This window comes from Pseudarthrobacter sp. TAF60_1 (genome assembly GCF_052113505.1).
In the GTDB taxonomy this organism is placed as follows: domain Bacteria; phylum Actinomycetota; class Actinomycetes; order Actinomycetales; family Micrococcaceae; genus Arthrobacter.
In genome coordinates this window covers 151,772-173,868 of sequence record NZ_JBFRDI010000004.1, presented here as the reverse complement: position 1 = coordinate 173,868, position 22,097 = coordinate 151,772, and the positions used below count along the sequence as shown (strand labels likewise).

Below are 22,097 nucleotides of genomic sequence, written 5' to 3'. Positions count from 1 at the left end.
GGACTGGCCATGGGACGCAAGAGTTCTTCGCAGGGAACGCCGGCAACAGCAGCATTGGCTGTTGCCGGCGTTCCCTTTGTGCTGCATCCCTACGTGCATGATCCGTCCGTGGCCAGCTATGGCACTGAGGCGGCCGAAGCTCTGGGTATCCCTCCGGAAATGGTTTTCAAGACCCTGATGGTCGAAGTGGAGGGCCGGCTGGCCGTGGGAGTGGTGCCGGTCAGCGGAAACCTGGACCTCAAGGCCTTCGCCGCCGCGCTGGGAGCCAAGAAGGCCTCCATGGCGGATCCCGCTGCAGCCCAACGGCGCACCGGCTACGTCCTGGGCGGTATCTCGCCGCTTGGCCAGCGCCAGGCCTCACCCACAGTGATTGACGGGAGCGCCCTCCGGCTCCGGACCATGCTGGTTTCCGGCGGCAGGCGCGGCCTGGATATCGAGTTGGCCCCGGCGGACCTCATCCGGCTGACCTCCGCAATCACGGCCAGTATCGGCACAAGGACGCCCTAGGGTTCTTCCGGACTGCGCTGGCCGGGATTGGTCCGCGGAGCCAGCTGGGTGCGGAGCCACGCCTTGACCAGGCCTTCCCAGCGATCGGGATCGACATTCCATTCCTTGGTGTGCCTGGCGCGGCTGAAGGTTTCAAAGGTGACCATGTCCGGATTCCGTTCAGCCAGGATGGCAGAGGGCTCATAGGGAACGTATTCGTCGTCGACGCTGTGGATGATCAGCGTGGGTGTGCGGACCTCGACGGCGCGCGCCACCCAGTCCATGGCCTTCAGGTCGACGGGCGCGGAAAGGCCGGTAAGCCTGCGTCCCAGCGGGTGGCCCAGCATCAACTGCCCGTAACGCCCCACCAGGGAGGGTATCCTGTTCAGCTGGGCGTGGTGGGCCAGGACGTTCACCCAGTTGATGACCGGTGCATCCAGGACCAGGGCCCGGATGAGGTGACGGTAACGCGACAGGTCCGCCGTCTGCAGGCAGATGGCACCGCCCATGGACCAGCCGAAGAGGACGATCTCTTCGGCGCCGTTGGCCAGTGCATACTCGATGGCCGCTTCCACATCCCGCCACTCCGTTGATCCGAGGCCGTACCGGCCGTCGTCGGCGGACGGGGCCAGTCCGTCATTCCGATAGGAGACCAGCAGGCTGGTCAGTCCAAGTTCCCGTGCAGGGGCTACGGCGCGCAGTGCCTCCTGGCGGGTTGCCCCGCGGCCGTGAACCATGATGGCCCAGATCCGGCCGCCACCCTCCGCCCGGACCAGCCATGCCGGCGCCTGGCCGCCGTCGACGTCGATCAGCACGTCCTCGGACGCGATCCCGGCAGTGGCCGGGTCCGGATACAGCGCGCCGCTCCACCACCCGCGGCGGGCGGTGTCGATGTCGCCGGCATAGACGGCCTCCACTTCCCGCAGGACCGTGCCGTCCGCCGGTGAGTAGGAGACGATCCGACCGATCCGGGCGTGCCCCTTGCCGCCGTCGAAAAAGAAGCCGTAGACACCCTCCACGGTTGTTTCCGGCGTGGCGGCCAGGATGACCTGCATTCCGTCGCCATCCCGGAGGACAGCCAGGACTTCCTGGTCGGACGTCCGTTGCTTGACAGGAGTGATCACGCGCCGGGCAAAGTACAAGGCGAGGGCGGAGGAGCCCGTCGCAAGCAGGCCGGCAAGGGCCCCGCCGCCGATGGCGCCACCGAGGGTCCATTTCGCGCGAAGCGACATGCGGCCGTCAGCCTGGACAGGAGGGATCGCCGTCAACGTTGGAGTGCGCGTGGAAGGTGCCATGGAACCATTCTTACCGCCGCGGACGTGTTGGCCCTATTTCCACGCCCGTGGCGTCATTGCTGTGCAGCCACCAGCGCGCACGACTAGGCTGATGCCATGAGCGATCCAATCGTCATTTTGACCGAAGAACCCCTGGGCGCCGATGACCGCGTCAACATCCAACGGCTGGTGGACGGTTCGGACACCCGGCTTGTCCTGCTGGTCCCGGCAAACACCGAACGGCACCTCGTGGTGGACTTCCTTGAGAACCTGTCCATGCTGGACGTCGCCAAGGCCTTCCGCGAGCTGACCGCACAGGCCCCTGACCCCAGTGTTCAACGGGCCGAGGCGGCAGAGACACTGGCGGTCTCGCTAGCTGCTTTGGACGGGTTGGGCGGCGGAGTCACCGGCCAAGTGGTGGATGGCGGGGCCGTGAAGGGCCTGGTGACCAAAGTGAAAGAACTCGGTGCTTCCCAGGCAGTGGTGATCACCCGGCCGCATGCGGTTTCAGACACCTTCCATACTGACTGGGCAAACAAGGCCCAGGACCAGCTGGGGCTCCCCGTGCTCCACCTGTATGCCGGTTCGGGATTTATCGGCGACTCCTGAGCGTTGAGCACACTATGAGTATTTTTGGAAAGAGCGTTTTCGGAAACAAGGCCACCGATTCCATCCCCGCGTCCGTGCCGGGCACCGGACCTGATGCGCCGGAACCCGCCGTCCGGAAGTCCGACGACGAGTGGCGGCAGGAGCTGACCCCGGAGGAGTACCACGTGCTTCGGCAGGCGGGGACCGAGCGTCCCTATACCGGCGAGTACGTGGACACCCACACCGAGGGTGTCTACCAGTGCCGCGCCTGCGGGGCGGAACTTTTCAGGAGCAACGAGAAATTCGACTCCCACTGCGGCTGGCCGTCTTTCTGGGCGCCACTGGCTGATGGCACTGTGCGGTATATCCATGACCGAACCCTTGGCATGGAGCGGGTTGAGGTACGGTGCTCAAACTGTGACTCCCACTTGGGCCATGTCTTTGCCGGCGAGGGTTACGGTACGCCCACGGACCAGCGGTACTGCATCAATTCGGTGTCCCTGAAACTGGTTCCAGGGGCCGCAGACGGGCACGAAACCACGCAGTCCTGAGCGGGTCAGACGGAGGTCCGGCCGTGCCTGACCGGGCTTCTACACCGCCTGAGCATGAGAATTTCTTATGCTCAGCCGTCTTGTGAATTAGGGACTCTGATTGCTTGCTACGCTCGCCGTAGATGCCCCAAGCAATGAGAAAGGCCGCCGTCAATGACCGTCACCGTCACCGCTGGACCCACCCGGATCAGCGCCCACCATCCCGCCTGGCTGAAGCTCAGGACCGCCGCAGAATTGCTGCAGGCGTTCCAGAGCCAGGATGGTTCCGTGCCTGACCCGGGACACCATGCCCCCGCCGCCCTCGAACTTGCCGCCATCACCGAAGCGATCAGCGAACTGGCGCCGCTTTTCCCGCACGACGCCGCCTACCTGGAGGCCGTCGTCGCTGACTTCGAGGCGTGGGAGCATAACGGCTTCGGTGTGCCGGACTTCCTGTCCTCGCTGCTGGCTTTCCAGCCGCAGCTGCAGCGCCAGGACGGACTGGCGCACCTTGTCATCTTCCCCATGTATACGCAGAACGGAAGCAGCAGCAGGCTGGTGGAGGCCGTCCTGGTGGAGGTCATTTGGCCCGACTTCGTTGCCGAGCTGGAGGCCGGAGACTATTCCAACAAGCTCTTTGTGCCCATCCGTTTCCTGGACTTTACCCGCGGCTACAACACCAATTCGGCCGTGCTCTTTCCGGAAACTGTTGCTGTCCGGGAAACGCCCAGTTTCACATGGGGCGCTATTTTCGCGGACCGCGAGGCTGCCCGCTTCCGCCGCGTGCTGCGTGCTGCAGCCGACGTCACCTCGTTGGATCTCCCTGAGGGTGCTGCCGAACTCCTCGCGGACCAAAAACTGGCCGAGGCAACGTTTGTGATGTGGGACCTGATTCACGACCGCACCCACATGCGCGGGGACCTCCCCTTTGATCCGTTCATGATCAAGCAGCGGATGCCCTACTTCCTGTATTCGCTGGAGGAGCTGCGCTGCGATCTCACCGCGTTCCGGGAATCCGTCCGGATCGAAAAGGACGACGACGCCGGGCCGGAAGCGCGCCGGCACGCGAAACTCGTGCAGTACGCGATCATCTTCGACCGGATCTTCCGCTTCGCGATCACCGGCAGCCGGGTGCGCAACTATGACGGCCTCGGCGGCCAGCTGCTCTTCGCGTGGCTGCACCAGCACCACGTCCTACACTGGACCGACACCCGGCTCCGAATCGACTGGGACCAGGTGCCAGACGCAGTGATCGCCCTGGGGACCGCTATCGACGACCTGTACTGGCGCTCCATCGACAGGCCCAAGACGGCGCATTGGCTGGCCGCCTACGACCTGATTTCCGCCACCGTCACACCCAGCCCCGCATCGGTCTGGGCCAAGGGCGCCGACGCTCTTCCGGTGTCCGGGCCTCCGCGCGGCCTCACGGACCAGGTGCTGGATGACGAATTCCCGCTGTCCATGTTCTACGAGGCATTGGAGAAGAAAATGCGTCCCGTCATCGAATCCACTGCAGGCATCACAGGAGCCTCCGCCCTATGAACAAACCCGACGAATTGAATGTCCTGGTCACCGGCGGCAGCGGACCTTCCGGGGTCGCCGTGGCCAAGGCGCTGCGGGAGGCCGGGTTCCGCGTCTTCACCGTGGGGTCGGACAAAGCGCGAATCGACGCCGCCGCGGCACAAGCGGGCGGCGGCGTCACTCCCCTGGTGTGCGACCTGGCTGATTTGGCTGACGTCCGCGCTCTCCGGGGTGCCCTGGCGGACGCGGCGGGACCTATCGACGCCGTGATCCACCTGGTGGGCGGCTGGCGCGGCGCAAAAGGCATCCCGGACCAGAGCGATGCCGACTGGGACTTCCTTGAGCGGGGAGCCATCACCACGCTCCGCAACGTGTCGCGGGTTTTCTACGACGACCTGGCCGCCTCCAGCAGGGGAAGGTTTGCCATCGTCTCCTCCACCGCAGTGGAAAATCCGACGGCGGCCACAGCGAGCTACGTGGCCGCCAAGTCCGCCGGGGAAACCTGGACCGTGGCCATGGCCGACGGCCTAGCCCGCTCGGCCGCCAGCGGGGGCAGGGACCTGCACAGCGCCGCCGTCGTGCTCGTGGTGAAGGCGCTGGTGGACGCCGAACTGCGGAAGGCGCATCCGGAACGGACCTTCCCCGGCGCCACCGACGTCGAAGACCTGGCAGCCGCCGTCGTTGGACTTTTCAGCCGCCCCGCAGCAGAGCTGAATGGACAGCGCCTGCGGCTGGCGCCCTGAACCCGGCATCCTGCCACCCCCGCCCTGGACGTGACCTCCTTAGACTGAGAACGTGAGCAAAACAATGACAACCACGGCACACGCCGCCACCCGGACCGCCAACGCCACCGCACGGCTGCATGATCCGTCAGTCCGGGGCTTCGCGTCGGACAATTACTCGGGCGTCCACCCGGAAGTCCTGGCCGCACTCGCGGCAGCCAACGATGGCCACCAGGTCTCCTACGGCGAGGACGACTACACGGCCCGCCTGCAGGAACTGATGGAAGAACACTTCGGGCCCGGCATCGAATGCTTTCCCGTCTTCAACGGAACTGGTGCGAACGTTTTGTCGCTCCAGTCGCTGCTCCCGCGCTGGGGTGCTGTGGTGTGTGCGTCGACGGCCCACATCAACATGGACGAGAACGGCGCCCCGGAACGCATCGGCGGGATCAAACTGCTGCACGTCCCCACCCCCGACGGCAAGTTAACTCCGGAGCTGATCGACCGCGAAGCGTGGGGCTTCGGCGATGAGCACCGCGCGCAGCCGCTGGCGGTCTCCATCACCCAGACCACCGAGCTGGGCACGTGCTACACCCCGGACGAGGTCCGCGCTATCGCCGAGCACGCCCACTCCAAAGGCATGAAGCTCCACATGGACGGGGCTCGGCTGGCTAACGCGGCCGCCCACCTGGGCGTGCCGCTGCGGGCATTCACAACCGACGCCGGTGTGGACATCCTCTCCTTCGGCGGCACCAAGAATGGGCTGCTTTACGGCGAAGTGGTGGTTGCCCTGAACCCTGAGGCCGCCCACGGCCTGGTGTTCCTCCGCAAGATGAACATGCAGCTCGCCTCCAAAATGCGCTTCCTCTCGGCCCAGTTCATTGCGCTGCTTGAGGGCGATCTGTGGCTCCGTTCCGCCGCGCACGCCAACGCCATGGCCACCCGGCTTCGAGCCGCCGTGGAGACGATCGACGGAGTGGAGCCCACCCAGAAGACGGAATCCAACGGCGTGTTTGCTGTCCTGCCGGCCGGGGTGGCGGACCGGCTGCGGGAATCGTTCCGCTTCTATGACTGGGATGAGTCCGCCCGCGAGGTCCGCTGGATGTGCTCCTTCGACACCAGCGAGGAGGACATCGACGCCTTTGTGGCCGCGATCCGCCAAGAGCTGGCGGCCCACGACAAAGGCAATGCGGGCAGGTAGCATGACCGGCCAACGGCGAGCCTGCACCGTGTGCCCGGTGCTAATGCGTAATCTGCGATGGTGAACGCACTCGCCCAGGTTCCCCCGGAATTTCTCCACGCCTTGGGAACGCTCAGGAAAGCCCACTGCCGCAGTGAACTGCGCCTGGCGGAAATTCCCGCGCCGGCGCGGCTGGCCCCGTTTGCCGTAGCACTCGGCGCCGAGGTCATGGCACCCGGCCCCGGCGCCGGCACCACCCCCGTCCACGGCCCGGCAGCCATGGCCCTGGCCGCCGCCGCCGGCACCGAGGATGACGACGATACCGAACTGGCCACAGGCCGGTTCATCCTGCTGCACGACCCCGAGGGATCCGAGGTCTGGGACGGCGAATTCCGCATCGTCACCTATATACGGGCCCAGCTCGAGCCCGAAATGGGCAATGACGAAATGCTCGGCACCGTGGCCTGGACGTGGCTGGTGGAGGCCCTCGAGAACCACAAGGCCCCGTACCGGGCAGCCGGCGGCACTGCCACCCGCGTCCTGTCGGAGAGCTTCGGGACGTTGTCGGACCGGCCCGGGTCGATCGACATCGAGCTGCGGGCTTCCTGGACCCCGGCGTCGTCGGACGTCACGGCCCACTTGGAGGCGTGGTCCGACATGGTGTGCACCTTCGCCGGCCTTCCCCCACTGCCCGATGGCGTCACAGCCCTTCCGAACCGCCGCCGGAACTAGGACCCGCACTGTGGCCAAAACCGAGTCGGTAAACTGAAAGCATCATGACCCCTCACATACCGGATAACACCACAGCCGGCGCCCCGGCTGCTGAAACCACTTCCCACATCACGGTGGAAGGCTTCGACAGCCAGGTCCCCGTGGTCATTGACCTCGACGCGCCCCGCGACGGCGTGCCGCTGGTCATTGAAACGCAGTCCGGACTGGAGCGTTGCGCGGCAGCCATCGCCGCTGGCACCGGACCCGCAGGAGTCGACGCCGAGCGTGCCTCGGGATTCCGCTACGGCCAGCGCGCCTTCCTGGTCCAGATCCGCCGTGAAGGCGCCGGCACCTGGCTGATCGACCCCGAACCCTTCGATGACCTCGCCATCATTAACGATGCTCTCAAGGGGGTGGAATGGATCCTGCATGCCGCCAGCCAGGACCTGCCCTGCCTGCTGGAGCTTGGCATGTGGCCGGACAAACTCTTCGACACGGAACTGGCCGCACGGCTGGCCGGATTGCCGCGCGTGGGCCTGGCCGCCGTCATCGAACAGCTGCTTGGTTTTGGCCTGGCAAAAGAGCACTCTGCCGCAGACTGGTCCACCCGTCCGCTCCCGGAGCCATGGCTGCGCTATGCCGCCCTGGACGTGGAAGTCCTCACGGAGTTGCGCGAAGAACTCATTGAACTGCTCCAGGCCGATGGCAAGCTCGACTACGCGGAGCAGGAATTTGCCGCGATCCTCGCCGCCGGCGTGGCACCGCCCAGGGTAGATCCCTGGCGTAAGACCTCAGGCCTCCACCAGATCCGCGACCGCCGCCAGCTGGCAGCAGTCCGGGAAATGTGGCTGGAGCGGGACTCCTTGGCGCAGAAGCGCGACGTTGCGCCCGGCCGGCTGATCCCTGATTCCGCCCTGGTCTCGGCGGCCAAGGCCATGCCCTCCACTGTTCCCCAACTCCTGGGCACCAAGGGTTTCCACGGCCGGGCTGCACAGCGCGAGGCACCCCGCTGGCTTCGGTGCATCGCTGCCGCCAAAGACCTGGAGGAACTTCCGCCGCTGCACCTGCCCACCAACGCCCCTCCCCCGCCGCGCGTCTGGGCGGACCGCGATCCCGAGGCCGCCAGCCGATTGTCCACAGCCCGTCCGCTCCTGCAGGCGAAGGCCGACGAACTGAACCTGCCGATGGAGAACCTGCTCACGCCGGATTACCTGCGTCGCGTGGCCTGGCGTCCGCCGTCGGACGTCAACGAAGAAACGGTGGCGGCCGAACTCCGCTCCCTGGGCGCCCGCGAGTGGCAGATCGGCCTGGTCGCGCCGGTGATCACGGAAGCTTTCCTCAACCCACAGCCGCTGCCGGCCAAGGAAACGAAAGCCGCGGCGCACACGGAATAGAACTCCTCACCAAGAGCCTTGCACACTATGTTACTCGTGAGTAACATAGTGTGCACTGCCGTCCGGCTGAAGGCTGCCCCCAGCCTCGGACGGCGCCGAGTCTCGATGAGGAGTAAACGTGAGCCAAGCCCGCCACAGCGGAGAACACAGCAGCGGATCCCCGCGCACTGTCCGCGACGTCGTTTTTGTAGACGGCGTCCGCACCCCCTTCGGGAAGGCCGGCGAGAAAGGCATCTATGCCGGAACCCGTGCCGATGACCTGATGGTGAAGTGCATCCGCGAACTTTTGCGCCGCAACCCCACCCTGCCCGCGGCGCGGATCGACGAAGTAGCCGTAGCCGCCACCACCCAGACCGGAGACCAGGGCCTGACTCTCGGCCGGACGGCCGCCCTCCTGGCCGGACTCCCCCGCACGGTACCTGGCTTCGCCATCGACCGGATGTGCGCCGGGGCAATGACCGCCGTCACCACGACGGCGAGCGGCATCGGCTTCGGCGCCTACGACGTCGTCATTGCCGGGGGCGTGGAGCACATGGGCAACCACCCGATGGGCTCCGGCGCCGATCCGAACCCGCGCTTTATGTCTGAGCGCCTGGTTGATCCGGCCGCCCTGAACATGGGCAATACAGCCGAAAACCTGCATGACCGTTTCCCCGCGATCACCAAGGATCGCACGGACGCCTACGCTGTTGCCTCCCAGGACAAGCTGGCGGCAGCGTACGCCCGCGAGCAGATCCAGCCCGACCTCGTCCCCGTGGCAGCCCTGAAGCCGGGCGAGGGCTGGACACTCAACAGCGTTGACGAGCCACCCCGCCCGGGCACCACACTGGAGGACCTCGCCGCGCTGCGCACACCCTTCCGAGCGCACGGCCGGGTGACGGCAGGGAACGCGGCCGGCCTGAACGACGGCGCCACCGCCGCCGTCCTGGCATCCTCGGAGGCCGCCGCCGAACTGGGCCTGCCAGTCAAAATGCGGCTGGTGAGCTACGCCTACGCGGGGGTCGAGCCGGAGGTCATGGGCATCGGCCCCGTTCCCGCCACCGAAAAGGCACTGAAGAACGCCGGCCTCACCATTGAGGACATCGGGCTGTTCGAGATCAACGAAGCCTTCGCCGTCCAGGTCCTGAGTTTCCTGGACCACTTTGGAATTTCCGACGACGATCCCCGGGTTAATCGCTACGGGGGCGCCATCGCGGTGGGCCATCCGCTGGCCTCCTCCGGCGTCAGGCTGATGAACCAGCTGGCGCGGCAGTTCGAGGAAGACCCGTCCGTCCGGTACGGCATCACCACCATGTGCATCGGCCTGGGCATGGGGGCCACGGTAATCTGGGAAAACCCGCACCATGCCGAGTACAGCGGCGCCGTCACCGAAAAATCCCGCCAAGAGACCATCGAAGCAACCACCGAAGGAGCCGCCGCATGAGCGCCGCAGATTTCACCAAGCTCGCCGAACTCTTTCCGAATGAAACGGTGACGCATTCGTATGTCCAGGACGTCGAACTGCCGGCGGCTCCGGGCCAGCCGAGCCCTGGCGTTTTTGCGCTGATCACCCTGGACAACGGCCTGGACCACTCCAAGCCCACCACTCTGGGCCCGAATACCTTGGTTGAACTGGGCACCGTCCTGGAGGGGCTGAAGGAGCGTGCCGCCCGCGGCGAGATCGTGGGCGTCGGCGTGACGGGCAAGCCGTACTTCCTGGTGGCCGGCGCGGACCTGTCAGCGGTCAAGTCGCTGGAGGACCGCGAGCACGGCCTGTGGATGGCCCAGCTCGGCCACGACGTTTACGCCACGCTGGCCAACCTCGGCGTACCCAGTTTCGCCTTCATCAACGGCCTAGCACTGGGTGGCGGCCTGGAGATCGCCCTGCAGTCCACCTACCGCACCGTCTCCACGGGAGCCGGTGCACTGGCGCTGCCTGAAGCGTTCCTCGGCCTGGTCCCGGGCTGGGGCGGCGTCCACATCCTGCCCCGCCTGATCGGCCCGGAGAACGCGGTCAAGGTCATGATCGAAAACCCGCTCAGCAACAACCGCACCCTCAGCGGGCCGCAGGCCTTCGAGTTAGGCATCGCCGATGCCCTGTTCGAACCGGCCGACTTCCTGGAGCAGTCCCTGCTCTGGGCTGCAAAGGTCATCACCGGCGAGGTGGCTCCCGGGCGGGCCAACGCCGTCGATCCCGCAGACACCGCCGTCGGCGCGCGCTGGTCGGCGGCCGTCAAGGCGGGGCGTGCCCTGGTGGAGGCCAAGACGTCCAACGCGTCCCCGGCGCCGGCCAAGGTCCTGGACATCCTGGAGGCCAACCGCACCATGAGCCAGGCCGAGTCGGCGGCGCTCGAGTGCGAGACCCTGGCCGGGCTGATGCAGAGCGATGAGTTCCGCGCCACGGTCTACGCCTTCCTGGACCTGGTCCAGAAGCGGTCCAAGCGGCCGGCGGGCGCACCGGACCGGAAGCTGGCACGTCCGGTCACCAAGGTCGGCGTGGTGGGCGCTGGGTTGATGGCAGGCCAGCTCGCCCTGCTGTTCGCCCGCCAGCTCAAGGTCCCGGTGGTCATGACCGACATCGACCAGGCCCGCGTGGACAAGGGCGTGGGGTACGTCCACGCCGAGGTGGATAAGCTGCTGGGCAAGAAGAGGATCAGCCCGGACGCCGCCAACCGCACCAAGGCCCTGGTGACGGGCTCGGTGTCCAAGGAAGCCTTCGCCGACGCCGACTTCGTCATCGAAGCCGTCTTCGAAGAGCTGAACGTCAAGAAGCAGGTCTTCGCCGAAGTGGAGGCCATCGTCTCGCCGGAATGCATCCTTGCCACCAACACCTCATCCCTGTCCGTCACCGCCATGGCCGAGGACCTCGCCCACCCCGAGCGGCTGGTCGGGTTCCACTTCTTCAATCCGGTGGCGGTGATGCCGCTGCTGGAAATCGTCCGTGCGCCCAAGACCGAGGATGCCGTGCTGGCCACGGCGTTTGAGCTGGCCAAGGGCCTGAAGAAGACGGCCGTCCTGGTCAAGGATGCGCCCGCGTTTGTGGTCAACAGGGTCCTGCTGCGGCTCATGGGCGAAGTAATGGCGGCCTTTGATGAAGGCACCCCCGCCGACATTGCCGACACCGCCCTCCGCCCCATGGGCCTGCCGATGACCCCGTTCACCCTCGGGGCCATGGTGGGCCTGCCGGTGGCCCAGCATGTCCAGGAATCCCTGCACGCCGCATTCGGCGACCGCTTCGAGGTGTCCGCCAACCTGCAGAAGTTGATCGACAACGGCGTGAAGTCGCTCTGGGCTCCCGCAGCCGACGGCAGCCAGGAAATCCCGGCGTCCACGCTCGCCCTCATGTCCTTCGGCACGTCCCCCTCCATCGGGGACGAAGTCCTGCGGCGGGTCCAGGATGCCCTGGCCGAGGAAATTGGCCTCATGCTGGAAGAGGCCGTGGTGGCCGGCCCCGAGGACATCGACCTATGCATGATCCTCGGCGCAGGCTGGCCCATGTTCCTGGGCGGCATCACGCCGTACCTGGACCGTGTGGGCGCCTCGGAGCGCGTCAACGGCAAGCGCTTCCACGCACCGGGGGTCGCGTCAGCAGCGGCGTCCCCCATCCACGCCTAACCTCCGCCGACGAGTTTTTGGTCAGATAACGCACCTTACGGGCCTTAACACCCGCGTTATCTGACCAAAAACTCGGAGGTGAGGGCCGAGGCTGCGGCTCAGCCCCCGTGCAGGCGGCCCGCATCCAACCGCAGTATCCGGTGGGCCAGGGAGCGAGCATAGGCCACGTCATGCGTCACCAGCACGACGGCGGCGCCCTCCGCTGCCGCGTGCCGCACCGCTGTGTCCAGCATGGCCACGCCATGCCGGTCGAGGGCCACGGTCGGTTCATCCAAGGCCATGACGCGCGGCCGCCTGGCCAAGACCGTGGCCAGTGCCAACAGCCGTTGCCGGGAGGCCGGCAGTTCGGCGGGGTGCTGTCCTGCTGCTTCCGCCAGACCCACCGCGTCCAAGGCACGCCGAACCGAGGCCGTGGCCGCCGGGCCGCCCGTCAGCCCAAAGCCGACTTCCCGTTCCGCTGTCCGCTCGAACAACTGGTCACGGGGGTTTTGGAACAGCAGGCCGACGTCCGCGGCCACCCTGCCCGGGAGCAGCCCGGCAATGTCCTGCCCGTTGATCCGGACGCTGCCGGCCAGCGGCTGAAGCAGGCCGTTCAGGTGACGCAGCAGCGTTGATTTACCGGCTCCATTCGGCCCGGTGACAGCAATGATCTCGCCGGGATGAACTGCAAGGCTGACGTCGTCCAGGACACGGGATTTGGGAGTGCGGGCAACTGCCCCACGGGACCACTTCCGTCGAGGCGGCCCTTCATAAGCGAAGCTCACGTCGCGAAGCTCCAGCGCGGGAACCGCTGCCGGCACGGCACCGGCGCCTGCTTGCTTGGCGGCTGGTTGCCCGCCAGGTTGATCCGCCCTGGCTGAAAGTCGCGTCCGCGGGCTGTCCCCGGCGGCGCACGCCGCCACAACGCCGGCGGCAGCGAGTTCCGGGGATGTGGCCAGTTGAGCCGGGGTGCCCTCAACGACTGACCCGCCGTTTTCCAGCAGGATGCAGTGGTCGGCGTCGGGCAGCAGGGCGTCGACCGCCTGGCTCAAAACCACGACGGCGGTGCCGCCTGCCACGAGGCCCCGCACCAGGGCCGTCAGGGCCGCTGAGCCGCCGCTGTCCAATGAGGCGAAAGGTTCATCGAGAACCAGTACGTCCGGACCCGTGATGATGGCGCAGCCGATGGCCAGGCGCCGCAGCTCGCCTCCTGAGATCCTGGCTGGATCACGGTCCAGCAGATGCTCCAGCCCGGTCAGGGACGCAACCCGCCGAACGGCTTCATGCATCTCCGGCCGGCCCGTGCCCAGGTTTTCGAGACCAAAGGCCAGCTCCTCGGCCACCGTAGCGCGGACCGTGGACAACGCCGCGGCCGCGTCCTGCGGGACAAAGCCAATACGTGAGCACCAGCCCGCCGGGTCGATCTGCGGGTCCTCCGGCGCTCCCCTGAACTCCAGCCGGGTGCCGGCAAGTTCCAGAAATCCTTCAAAGACGCCGCCGCTGCCAGGGCGGAGCCAGCCGGCAAGAAGCCGTCCCGCGGTTGATTTGCCGCTGCCCGAGCCGCCCAGGATTGCCGTCAGGGTTCCGGGACCCAGGGACAGGTTGATGCCGCCCAGCACCGGGGCTGCGTCACCGTGGAAGGTAAAGCGTCTTATGTGTGCGGCCAGCACCGGAATCGACGCGTCGCGCATGGCTACACGCCCGCCGTCGGGAACCACAACCGGGCGGCGATTGCCGCCACGGCGGCGACAAGCAGCACCACCCGGGCAATACGTTGGAAGGGCGGGTCCAGAACCTCGCGGTAACTCGTACGGGGGCCTTGGCCACTGAAGCCGCGTGCTTCCAGTGCCTGGGCACGTGTCGCCGCCTCCTCCACCAGTGACAGGACCAGCGGGACAGCCTGCAGGCGGAAGGCGAACACCCGGTGAGTCCACCCCCGGCGGACCACCAGGCCCCGGGATTCCTGCGCCTGCCGGATCCGCCGCACCCGCGCGCTGATGGCCGGCAACAGGGTGAGGGTGGAGGCCAGGACGTAGCCGAACCGGCCCGTGACTCCGCGGGACGAAAGCGCCGCCACCAGGTCGGGCACGCTGACACTGAACGAGAACAGCAACAGGGCAAGCACTGCGGCGGAAAGCTGCGCCACGCGCTCGACGGCGAAGTGCAGCCCTTCGGAGGTCACCCGCGCGGGTCCCCACTCGGCCAGGACGGTCACGCCCTCAGGGAAGAAGAGGCCGTGGAGCACCAGCAGGGACAACCCCAACGGAACCAGGACGGCGGCCGCCGCGGGCAGCATCCGGTCGGCCTTTCCGCCCGCGAACGCGAGCCCAACGGCAGCGGCACACACGGCGAGGGACAACGGCAGATAGGCTGCCGCCGTCGTGATGACCGCAGTGCTGCCGGCAGCCGCCAGCGACGTCAGGGGGTGGAGGCGCATCAGGGGTGGGTCAGGAACACTGGCCGCTGGCCTTGCCGGCCTGCGCGTCTGATGCTGGCAGCACATCCTGTCCGGCCAGCACGCGGTGCCGGCGGACAAAGGGGAACTGCAGCCTGGTGCGGCGCGGCAGCGCATAGACCAGGAGGGCCACGAGGGTGAAGACAATTGCCTTGTCCATCGGGTCCGAGATCAGGGCCTGCTTGGTGATGGCGCCCAGCAGGCTGTCCCCCATGGCGCGGAAGGCGCTGACGATGGCGCCTGTCGCCAGGCCCGACGTGCCGCCGAAGACGAAGGCCGCAACGGGTGCGGAGACCACGCCGGCGATGATGCCGGTCAGGAATCCAGCCACGGGAACCAGATAGAAACGACGAAAAAGGCCGTAGCGTGCGGCGAGTCCGGCCAGGCAGCCGATCAGGGCAGCGCCGGCGGCGAAGGGCAGGACGGTGGGGTTGAAGAAGGACCAGACGACGCTGCTCAGGGCCCCGGTGGCAGCGCCGGCGGCCGGGCCGGCGAGGACAGCAATCAGCACGGTGCCGATGGCGTCAAGGTAGAAGGGCACCAGGGTACTGCCCACGAACTGGCCCAGGACGATGTTCAGCACCAGGGCCACCGGAATCAGCACGAGGGTGGAGACGGGCAACGTGGGAAGCACCGCAACGATCAGCAGGGCAGCGCCCGCCAGGAACCCGGAGAGGGTGATCAAGGCCGCGGCGCTGCCCGGGCCGCCGGTGATGTCGGCAGGCTGGTTGAGGACAAGGTAGATGTACGTCCCGGCAATGGCCAGGGCTCCGAGGATTTCCAGGAGGCGACGCTTCCGGGCTGTGGCCGGTGTGTGCGGCGGCAGGGTGAGGGAGGGCGATGACATGGCGTTCCTTTGGGATGAAGGCTCTGCCACCCGGAAGGCCCGGGCGGGGCGGAATACCACCTATGTCACCTCGGCAGCGGCCGGGGGCGTCTGCGCCGGCCCGGGTCCGGCATCAGTCTACCGGGAAGCAACCGGGCACGCGATGGCTAGTAGACTCCCTGACACTGCCGTCCTGACGTTCCGAAAGGCCGAACCATGCCGCACTACGATCTCGCCATCATCGGTTCCGGATCGGGAAACTCGCTGATCACCCCGTTCTGGGATGGTAAGCGGGTGGCCCTCTTCGACGGCGGCGTCTTTGGCGGCACGTGTGTGAACGTCGGGTGCATTCCGACGAAAATGTTCGTCTACCCGTCCTCCCTGGCCGCCGTTCCCACTGAAGCGGCGCGTCTCGGCGTGGAACTGACGCTGGACAAGGTGCGCTGGAATGCCATCCGGGACCGCATCTTCAGCCGCATCGACGCCATCTCCGAGGACGGCCGGCGCTACCGCGCCGAGGAATTGGACAACGTGGACCTGTACCAGGAGTTCGTGCGCTTCACCGGGCCCCGGTCGCTGCGGACGGACTCCGGTATCGATATCACGGCCGACCAGGTGGTGGTGGCCGCGGGATCCCGTGCGGTGGTGCCGGACATCCCCGGCCTGGACCTCCCCCAGGTGCATACCTCGGACACCGTGATGCGCATCGACGGACCGCCCCAACACGTTGTGGTGGTTGGCGGCGGCTACATCGCCGCGGAGTTCGCCGCAATCTTCCACGGTTTCGGGGCGGAGGTGGTCCAGGTGAACCGGTCCGGGCGTCTCCTCCGCGGCAATGACGGCGAAATTGCCCGGCGGTTCGCCGAGGCTGCCGGCCGCCGCTGGAAGCTGGAGCTCGGCTTCTCGCTTCAAAAGGTGGAGGACAACGGAGACGGCCGGGTCACCGCGGTGTTCGACGACGGCGACGGAAAGCAGTTGCGCATCGAGACGGATATCGTGCTGATGGCCACGGGACGCGTTCCCAACACGGACCGGCTGGAGGTGGACGCGGCAGGCTTCGACCTGACCTCTGACAGGACTTTGTCCGTGGACGCTCAGCTGCGGATTCTGTCCAACGGCGAACCGCTGGCGGGCGTCTATGCCCTGGGCGACATCGCCAACCGGTATCAGCTCAAGCACGTGGCCAACCGGGAAGCGCGTGTGGTGGCCCACAACCTCGAACACCCGGAGCGGCTGCGGAGCATCGACTACACGGGTGTTCCGTTCGCCGTGTTCAGTAATCCGCAGGTGGCCGCCGTCGGGCTAACGGAGGAAGAAGCCCGGGCAGAAGCCGACGACGAAACAGACATTGTGGTGGCTGTCCAGGAGTACGGCAGCACGGCCTACGGCTGGGCCATGGAGGACTCTGAGGGAATCGTCAAACTGATCGCGGAGAAAGCCACCGGCCGGCTGCTGGGGGCCCACATCCTCGGCCACGAGGCCTCCATGCTGATCCAGCCGCTGGTCCAGGCGATCGCCGCGTCCACCCCGGTGTCCACCCTCGCCCGGGGGCCCTACTGGATTCACCCGGCGCTGACAGAAGTGGTGGAAAACGCCTTGCTGGCGCTGGACGTGGACCTACCCGACAACGCTCCGCTGTAGGCGGGCCGCCGGGAGGGAGAAGGGTCAGCGCAGCCGTGCGGCGAGGCCGCCGACGGACCGAATCAATTCCCCGAACGCCTGCTCCGGGTTATTGTCCGCCACGATCCGGGCATTGGGCGGGTGCTTCCACAGGTTCCGGTAATCGGCCACGGTGGTCCCCATCAGCAACGCCGATTCAACCTCGACGTCCACGGTGGCCAGGCGGGTTGCGTAATCGAGAGTCCCGGCTGCTACACCGGCCGCGAAGTAGTCGTGCACGTGCGCCACGTAGCCCTGCCCGTAGAGCCGGTGGAACTCAAAGTAGAAGCGGAGGGCGTCGGACAGGTGCCGGACCAGCGGGCTGTCCGCCGTGCTCCTGAGGCCTTCAGGCTGTTTCGGCAGGACCAACTCCCGCTCCGAGCAGCCGGCCACCTCCGCGAGCCGCAACACATGCTCGGGCCGCAGCTCGATACGCTCGGTGGTATCCAGGGAACAGACAATGGGCAGCCGGTTCACCGGCAGGCCGCGATAGGCCGCGTAGACTTCCTTGGCCGCCTGCGGATCAACGTGCGTGTTCCATTCGGCGGTGGGAGTCGTGTTCCCCTGGTGGTAGAAGCTGCCGCCCATGATCACCACCTTGCGCAACAGTTCGGGCAGCCGGGGTTCACGCCGGATAGCCAGCGCGAAGTTCGTCAGCGGCGCCGTAATCAGGGCAGTCAGCTCCCCCGGGCTGGCCCGGGCCGCCTCCACCCACAGGTCGGCGGCGTGCCGGGGCGATACCGTCCCGGATGGCGGTGGCAGGACGGCGTGGCCAAGGCCCTGCGGGCCATGGGTTTCCGGGGTGGTCACCAGCGGGATGGCGAGCGGACCTTCCGCGCCGACCGCCACCTCCACCCCTTCGCGTCCGCACAGCTCCAGCATGGCGAGGGTGTTCCGGGCCACCTGGTGGGCGTCCACATTCCCCGGCGACGCCGTGACGGCCACAAACTCCACGTCGGGCAGCGAGGCCAGGTAGGCCAGCGCCAGGGCGTCGTCGATCCCGGTGTCAACGTCCAGCAGGAGCCTGGTCATCGGCGGTCTTCCTAGAAGAGTGCGACTTTGGGGACTTTGGGGAAGATCGCGTCCAGTTCGTCCAGCTCGGCCGGCGTGGGCACCCAGGCCACGGCCCCGGCGTTTTGGCGGATCTGTTCGGGCTTTGTGGCCCCGGCGATCACGCTTCCGACGGACGGCTGCGCCGCCAGCCAGGAGAAGGCCACCTGGATCTCGGTCAGGTCCCGTTCTGCAGCGAACGCGCTGAACCGCTGCAGCTGGTCCCAGTCGGCGTCGTGCACCATGTGGGTTCGCGTGTGGCTGAGCCGGGAACCTGCCGGCGCCGTGTCCGGCGAGTACTTTCCGGTGAGGAGCCCGTTGGCCAGCGGGAAGTACGGCAGGACACCCAGTCCGTAGGCTTCGGCGGCCGGAGTGACCTCCAGCTCGGCACGCCGGTCCAGGAGGTTGTAGTGGTTCTGGGTGGAGATGAACCGGGTCCCGCCGGCGGTGCGGGCCACGAATTCCGCCTCGGCGATCTGCCAGCCAGCACGGTTTGAATGCCCGATGTAGCGGACTTTGCCACTGGTGACGAGGTCATCAAGGGCGGACAGGGTTTCCTCGATGGGGGTCAGCGGGTCCGGCGTGTGGAACTGGTAGAGGTCGATCCAGTCGGTGTCCAGCCGGCGCAGCGACGCTTCCGCCGCGCGCACGATGTAGCGGCGCGAGCCCCTGGCACCAAAGTCGGGGCCGTTGGCGCCGCGCATGTCCATCCCGAACTTGGTGGCCACAACCGCGTCGTCACGCCGGCCGGCGAGTGCCTTGCCCAGCATGGTTTCGCTGAGGCCGGGTTCCTTGCCGTAGTTGTCCGCGACGTCAAAGAACGTCACGCCTGCGTCCAGTGCGGCATGCACGACGGCGTCGGTTCCCGCCTGCGTCTCGGTCACTGTGTTGGCGCGGCCAAGGTTGTTGCAGCCGAGCCCCACCACGGAGACGGACAGCCCGGACTTTCCCAGGCGACGGTGTTCAGTCATGGAATTCCCCCTAGACGCTGAAGCTGTTGGCGGGCTTCGCCGAATGCTTGAGCTTGAAGTTGGCCGGTTCGGTAAAAGGTGCGGCGCCGATGCTGAGCTTGGTGAAGTCCAGGTCCTCACCGCGGCTGCAGATCTTGATGGCGTTCACGGCTTTGTTCACTTCCGGGCAGAGGCAGAAGATGTTCAGCTTGTAGTCGCTGAACTCAGTGCGTTCAACAGTTCCCAGCCCGCGCCAGGCCAGGTGGCTGATGAGCGCGTCCTTGGCTTTTTCCTCAAGGTAGCGGTCCCGGTCGGTGCCTTCCCTCGTCTTGAGCGCGAACTGGGCAACGACCCAGAACTGCTCTTCCTCGGGGATTTCGGCGTAGCCGTCCTCCGCGCACTGGACCGCGAAGGCATCCATCAGGCCTTCTGCGGCAGCGGCGTCCGCGACGTCTGTTGCTTCGGTTTTGCTCTGGTGGCCCACCACGCCGTAGTTCATCACAAACTGGCTGTAGTCCTCGTCGAACCAGCCTTCGCGGAAGTGCAGCACTCCCTCGTCGTCCCGTTTGTAGACCCTGATGATGCCGGTCATGACCGTCCCTTCGTGAACCATTCAACGTCTGAGCCGTCGAACGGTGCCTGCTGTGCCTTGACGGCCTGATAAAGCTCTGCTGCGGCAACCTGGATGTCCTGCACCAGGCGGTCCGGATAGTTCATGGCGACTGCGTGCTCGGCAAACTCGTCCTGGTCGTCGATGAAGACGCCGCGCCCGTCCATTCGGATCACGTCCAGATCCATGTCGATCACATGGAACTCTGTGACCGCCGGCCGGATCTCTGTCCATTCGTGGGCCACTGCCAGGTCAACGTACACCCGGACCCCGTTGGGATGCGCGGAATCATAGAAGGTGGCAACCCAGTCCCCGGACCGCGGCACCAGCAGCACCGCATCGGACCGGGTGTAGAACGCAGCGCCGGGCCGCGAACAGAACTCGTTGGTTCCCTGGAAGATCCACCAGCCGTGCCGGTCCTCCCCCAGGTAGCGTCCCGGAACCACCCAGTGGGCTTTGCCGTTCCATTTCCTGTTCCGCGCCACCACCAGCTGGCCTGGCTGGAGGACTGCGGGAATCCTCGTGCTGCTGGTATGCGTGGCCGGCCCGTATTCCCCTGCGGCACCGGGATACTTCAGGGCATCTTCTTCCCTCACAGAATCGGGAGGCTGCCGGTGGTGGGGTGCTCCTGGCCAGGCAGGGGACGCGCAAACGGAACCTTCGTCCCTAAAACCTGCGCGACGACGTCGTGCGTTATCTGCTGTGCCGTCAGCCCTACCCGCTCCATGACCTGGCTCCTGGTGCCGTGGTCCAGGAACTCTGCGGGAAGGCCCACCTCGTTCAAGGCGGTGTCAACCCCTGCGGCGCGCATCTCCTGCCGGATCCGTGATCCCACACCGCCGGCCCTGACGCCGTCCTCGATGCAGATGACCAGCCGGTGGTGGGAGGCCAGCGCGATGATGGAGCGGCGCACGGGCAGCACCCAGCGCGGGTCCACCACGGTGGTGCTGATGCCCTGCGCGCCGAGCCGGTTCGAGACGTCCAGCGCAAGTTCGGACATGGCGCCGACGCTGACAATCAGGACATCGTTTTCGGTGGAGCCTGCGGGGCGGCGGGCCAGCACGTCCACACCGTCGCTGAGCCGTTCGATCGCTTCCACCTCGGCGCCGACCGTGCCTTTGGAGAAGCGGACCACGGTGGGGGCATCGCCGACGGCCACGGCTTCGCGGAGCTCTTCGCGCAGCCTGCTGGCATCGCGCGGCGCGGCAAGGTGCAGCCCGGGCACAATCTGGACCATGGCCATGTCCCACATGCCATGGTGGCTGGCTCCGTCCGGACCGGTCACCCCGGCGCGGTCCAGCACGATGGTGACGCCGGCTTTGTGCAGGGCAACGTCCATCAGGAGCTGGTCGAACGCACGGTTGAGGAAGGTGGCGTAGACAGCCACTACCGGATGGAGGCCGCCGAAGGCCATGCCGGCTGCCGAGGTCAGTGCGTGCTGCTCGGCAATGCCGACGTCAATCACGCGGTCGGGATGCTTGGCGGCGAACTTGTGCAGGCCCACGGGGATCAGCATGGCGCCGGTGATGCCGACGATGTCGGGGCGCTCATCGGAGATGGCGGCGATCTCGTCGGCGAAAACAGAGGTCCAGGACTGTGCCCCTGAAGTGCCCGTGGGTTCGCCGGTTTCGGGGTCGATGATCCCCACCGCGTGGAACTGGTCCGCTTCATGAGCCCGGGCGGGAGCGTAGCCATGACCCTTTTCGGTCATGGCGTGGACAATCACCGGCCCGGCATAGTTCCGGGCCGTGGACAGGGCATGCTCCATGGCCTGGAGATTGTGGCCGTCAACCGGGCCGATGTACTTCATGCCGAGGTCCTCGAACATCCCCTGCGGCGCCCACCAGTCCTTGAGGCCCTTCTTCATGGCGTGCAGGCTCTTGTAGGTGAACTGGCCCACCGGGCCGCCGTTCTGGAGTTTCTTCTTCCACCAGTCCAGGGTGCCCTCATAGGCCGGGGCGGCGCGGAAGGAGTCAATGGTGGGACGCAGCGAAGCGAGGTAGTCAGCGAAGCCGCCAACGGTGGGCGCGTAGGAGCGGCCGTTGTCGTTAACGACAATGACGACGCGGCGCCGTTTGTCCGCTGCGATGTTGTTGATGGCTTCCCAGGCCATTCCCCCGGTCAGGGCGCCATCACCAACGATCGCGACGACGTAGCGGTCGCCTTCTCCGGTGAGCTGCCGGGCGCGGGAAATGCCGTCCGCCCAGGAGAGGGACGAGGACGCGTGCGAACTCTCCACGATGTCGTGCTCGGACTCTGCACGTGACGGGTAGCCGGACATGCCGCCCTGCTGGCGCAGGGTGCTGAAATCCTGGCGGCCGGTCAGAAGCTTGTGCACATAGGACTGGTGCCCCGTGTCGAACACGATGCTGTCCCGGGGCGAATCGAAGATGCGGTGTACGGCAAGCGTCAGTTCCACAACACCGAGGTTGGGGCCCAGGTGTCCACCCGTCTGGGAAACATTGGTTATGAGGAAGCTCCTGACCTCATCAGCCAGTTCTTCGAGCTGCCCCTGGGACAACCCATGCAGGTCCTGCGGATTCCGGATGGTGTCCAAGATTCCCAAAT

20 protein-coding genes are annotated in these 22,097 nt (G+C 66.7%); 11 read left to right on the top strand and 9 right to left on the bottom strand.

Annotated elements, in window-relative coordinates:
* The first annotated feature begins 9 nt into the window (after positions 1-9).
* Positions 10-507, top strand: coding sequence for a Cys-tRNA(Pro) deacylase (ybaK, locus tag AB4Y73_RS06625; protein WP_441870133.1), 498 nt, complete (start codon positions 10-12; stop codon positions 505-507).
* Here the strand turns inward: ybaK and AB4Y73_RS06620 are convergent.
* Complete coding sequence (locus AB4Y73_RS06620) at positions 504-1,718, bottom strand: alpha/beta hydrolase family protein (RefSeq protein WP_441870281.1); 1,215 nt, start codon at positions 1,716-1,718, stop codon at positions 504-506. The two genes, ybaK and AB4Y73_RS06620, sit on opposite strands and share 4 nt — an antisense overlap.
* A 159-nt stretch (positions 1,719-1,877) precedes the next feature.
* Between AB4Y73_RS06620 and AB4Y73_RS06615 the strand changes: the two genes are divergently transcribed.
* From AB4Y73_RS06615 to AB4Y73_RS06575, 9 genes are all read left to right on the top strand, one after another.
* On the top strand, positions 1,878-2,369 hold the full coding sequence (locus AB4Y73_RS06615; protein WP_441870131.1) for a hypothetical protein: 492 nt from the start codon (positions 1,878-1,880) through the stop codon (positions 2,367-2,369).
* A 14-nt stretch (positions 2,370-2,383) separates the two neighbouring features.
* On the top strand, positions 2,384-2,899 hold the full coding sequence (msrB, locus tag AB4Y73_RS06610; RefSeq protein WP_441870129.1) for a peptide-methionine (R)-S-oxide reductase MsrB: 516 nt from the start codon (positions 2,384-2,386) through the stop codon (positions 2,897-2,899).
* 153 nt (positions 2,900-3,052) lie between these two features.
* Positions 3,053-4,420, top strand: a complete 1,368-nt coding sequence (locus tag AB4Y73_RS06605; RefSeq protein WP_441870127.1) for a DUF6421 family protein — start codon at positions 3,053-3,055, stop codon at positions 4,418-4,420.
* Positions 4,417-5,142 (top strand): SDR family NAD(P)-dependent oxidoreductase, encoded by a 726-nt coding sequence (locus tag AB4Y73_RS06600; protein WP_441870125.1) that lies wholly within the window; start codon positions 4,417-4,419, stop codon positions 5,140-5,142. Before AB4Y73_RS06605 ends, AB4Y73_RS06600 begins: the two co-directional genes overlap by 4 nt.
* A 64-nt stretch (positions 5,143-5,206) precedes the next feature.
* Positions 5,207-6,322, top strand: coding sequence for a threonine aldolase family protein (locus AB4Y73_RS06595; protein WP_441870279.1), 1,116 nt, complete (start codon positions 5,207-5,209; stop codon positions 6,320-6,322).
* A 57-nt stretch (positions 6,323-6,379) separates the two neighbouring features.
* The gene (locus AB4Y73_RS06590; RefSeq protein ID WP_441870123.1) at positions 6,380-7,033 is read left to right on the top strand and encodes a DUF3000 domain-containing protein; all 654 of its coding nucleotides are present in this window, start codon (positions 6,380-6,382) and stop codon (positions 7,031-7,033) included.
* A 44-nt stretch (positions 7,034-7,077) separates the two neighbouring features.
* The gene (locus AB4Y73_RS06585; RefSeq protein ID WP_441870121.1) at positions 7,078-8,406 is read left to right on the top strand and encodes an HRDC domain-containing protein; all 1,329 of its coding nucleotides are present in this window, start codon (positions 7,078-7,080) and stop codon (positions 8,404-8,406) included.
* A gap of 118 nt (positions 8,407-8,524) precedes the next feature.
* Positions 8,525-9,829, top strand: coding sequence for a thiolase family protein (locus AB4Y73_RS06580; RefSeq protein ID WP_441870119.1), 1,305 nt, complete (start codon positions 8,525-8,527; stop codon positions 9,827-9,829).
* The gene (locus AB4Y73_RS06575) at positions 9,826-12,000 is read left to right on the top strand and encodes a 3-hydroxyacyl-CoA dehydrogenase NAD-binding domain-containing protein (RefSeq protein ID WP_441870117.1); all 2,175 of its coding nucleotides are present in this window, start codon (positions 9,826-9,828) and stop codon (positions 11,998-12,000) included. Before AB4Y73_RS06580 ends, AB4Y73_RS06575 begins: the two co-directional genes overlap by 4 nt.
* A gap of 98 nt (positions 12,001-12,098) precedes the next feature.
* Here AB4Y73_RS06575 and AB4Y73_RS06570 read toward each other — a convergent pair whose 3' ends face one another.
* The 3 genes from AB4Y73_RS06570 to AB4Y73_RS06560 are packed head-to-tail and all read right to left on the bottom strand — an operon-like array spanning position 12,099 to position 15,281.
* Positions 12,099-13,670 carry an ABC transporter ATP-binding protein gene (locus AB4Y73_RS06570; RefSeq protein WP_441870115.1) on the bottom strand — a complete coding sequence of 524 codons (1,572 nt, stop codon included), beginning with the start codon at positions 13,668-13,670 and terminating at the stop codon, positions 12,099-12,101.
* A gap of 2 nt (positions 13,671-13,672) precedes the next feature.
* Positions 13,673-14,416, bottom strand: coding sequence for an energy-coupling factor transporter transmembrane component T (locus tag AB4Y73_RS06565; protein ID WP_441870113.1), 744 nt, complete (start codon positions 14,414-14,416; stop codon positions 13,673-13,675).
* 10 nt (positions 14,417-14,426) lie between these two features.
* A complete protein-coding gene (locus tag AB4Y73_RS06560) occupies positions 14,427-15,281 on the bottom strand; it encodes an ECF transporter S component (protein WP_441870111.1) in 855 nt (284 codons plus the stop codon).
* Between the two features lie 195 nt (positions 15,282-15,476).
* Here AB4Y73_RS06560 and AB4Y73_RS06555 point away from each other — a divergent pair, with 195 nt between their 5' ends.
* Positions 15,477-16,901 carry a mycothione reductase gene (locus tag AB4Y73_RS06555; protein WP_441870109.1) on the top strand — a complete coding sequence of 475 codons (1,425 nt, stop codon included), beginning with the start codon at positions 15,477-15,479 and terminating at the stop codon, positions 16,899-16,901.
* Positions 16,902-16,925: 24 nt separating this feature from the next.
* Here the strand turns inward: AB4Y73_RS06555 and AB4Y73_RS06550 are convergent, their stop codons facing one another.
* The 5 genes from AB4Y73_RS06550 to dxs are packed head-to-tail and all read right to left on the bottom strand — an operon-like array spanning position 16,926 to position 22,095.
* The gene (locus AB4Y73_RS06550) at positions 16,926-17,951 is read right to left on the bottom strand and encodes a nucleoside hydrolase (protein WP_441870107.1); all 1,026 of its coding nucleotides are present in this window, start codon (positions 17,949-17,951) and stop codon (positions 16,926-16,928) included.
* A gap of 11 nt (positions 17,952-17,962) precedes the next feature.
* Positions 17,963-18,940, bottom strand: coding sequence for an aldo/keto reductase (locus AB4Y73_RS06545; protein WP_441870105.1), 978 nt, complete (start codon positions 18,938-18,940; stop codon positions 17,963-17,965).
* Between the two features lie 10 nt (positions 18,941-18,950).
* Positions 18,951-19,511, bottom strand: coding sequence for a hypothetical protein (locus AB4Y73_RS06540; RefSeq protein WP_441870103.1), 561 nt, complete (start codon positions 19,509-19,511; stop codon positions 18,951-18,953).
* Positions 19,508-20,125: a DUF402 domain-containing protein gene (locus AB4Y73_RS06535; RefSeq protein ID WP_441870101.1), complete on the bottom strand. Its 618-nt coding sequence runs from the start codon at positions 20,123-20,125 to the stop codon at positions 19,508-19,510. Before AB4Y73_RS06535 ends, AB4Y73_RS06540 begins: the two co-directional genes overlap by 4 nt.
* Complete coding sequence (dxs, locus tag AB4Y73_RS06530; protein ID WP_441870099.1) at positions 20,122-22,095, bottom strand: 1-deoxy-D-xylulose-5-phosphate synthase; 1,974 nt, start codon at positions 22,093-22,095, stop codon at positions 20,122-20,124. The genes AB4Y73_RS06535 and dxs overlap by 4 nt, the downstream gene beginning before the upstream one ends.
* Positions 22,096-22,097: the final 2 nt, after the last annotated feature.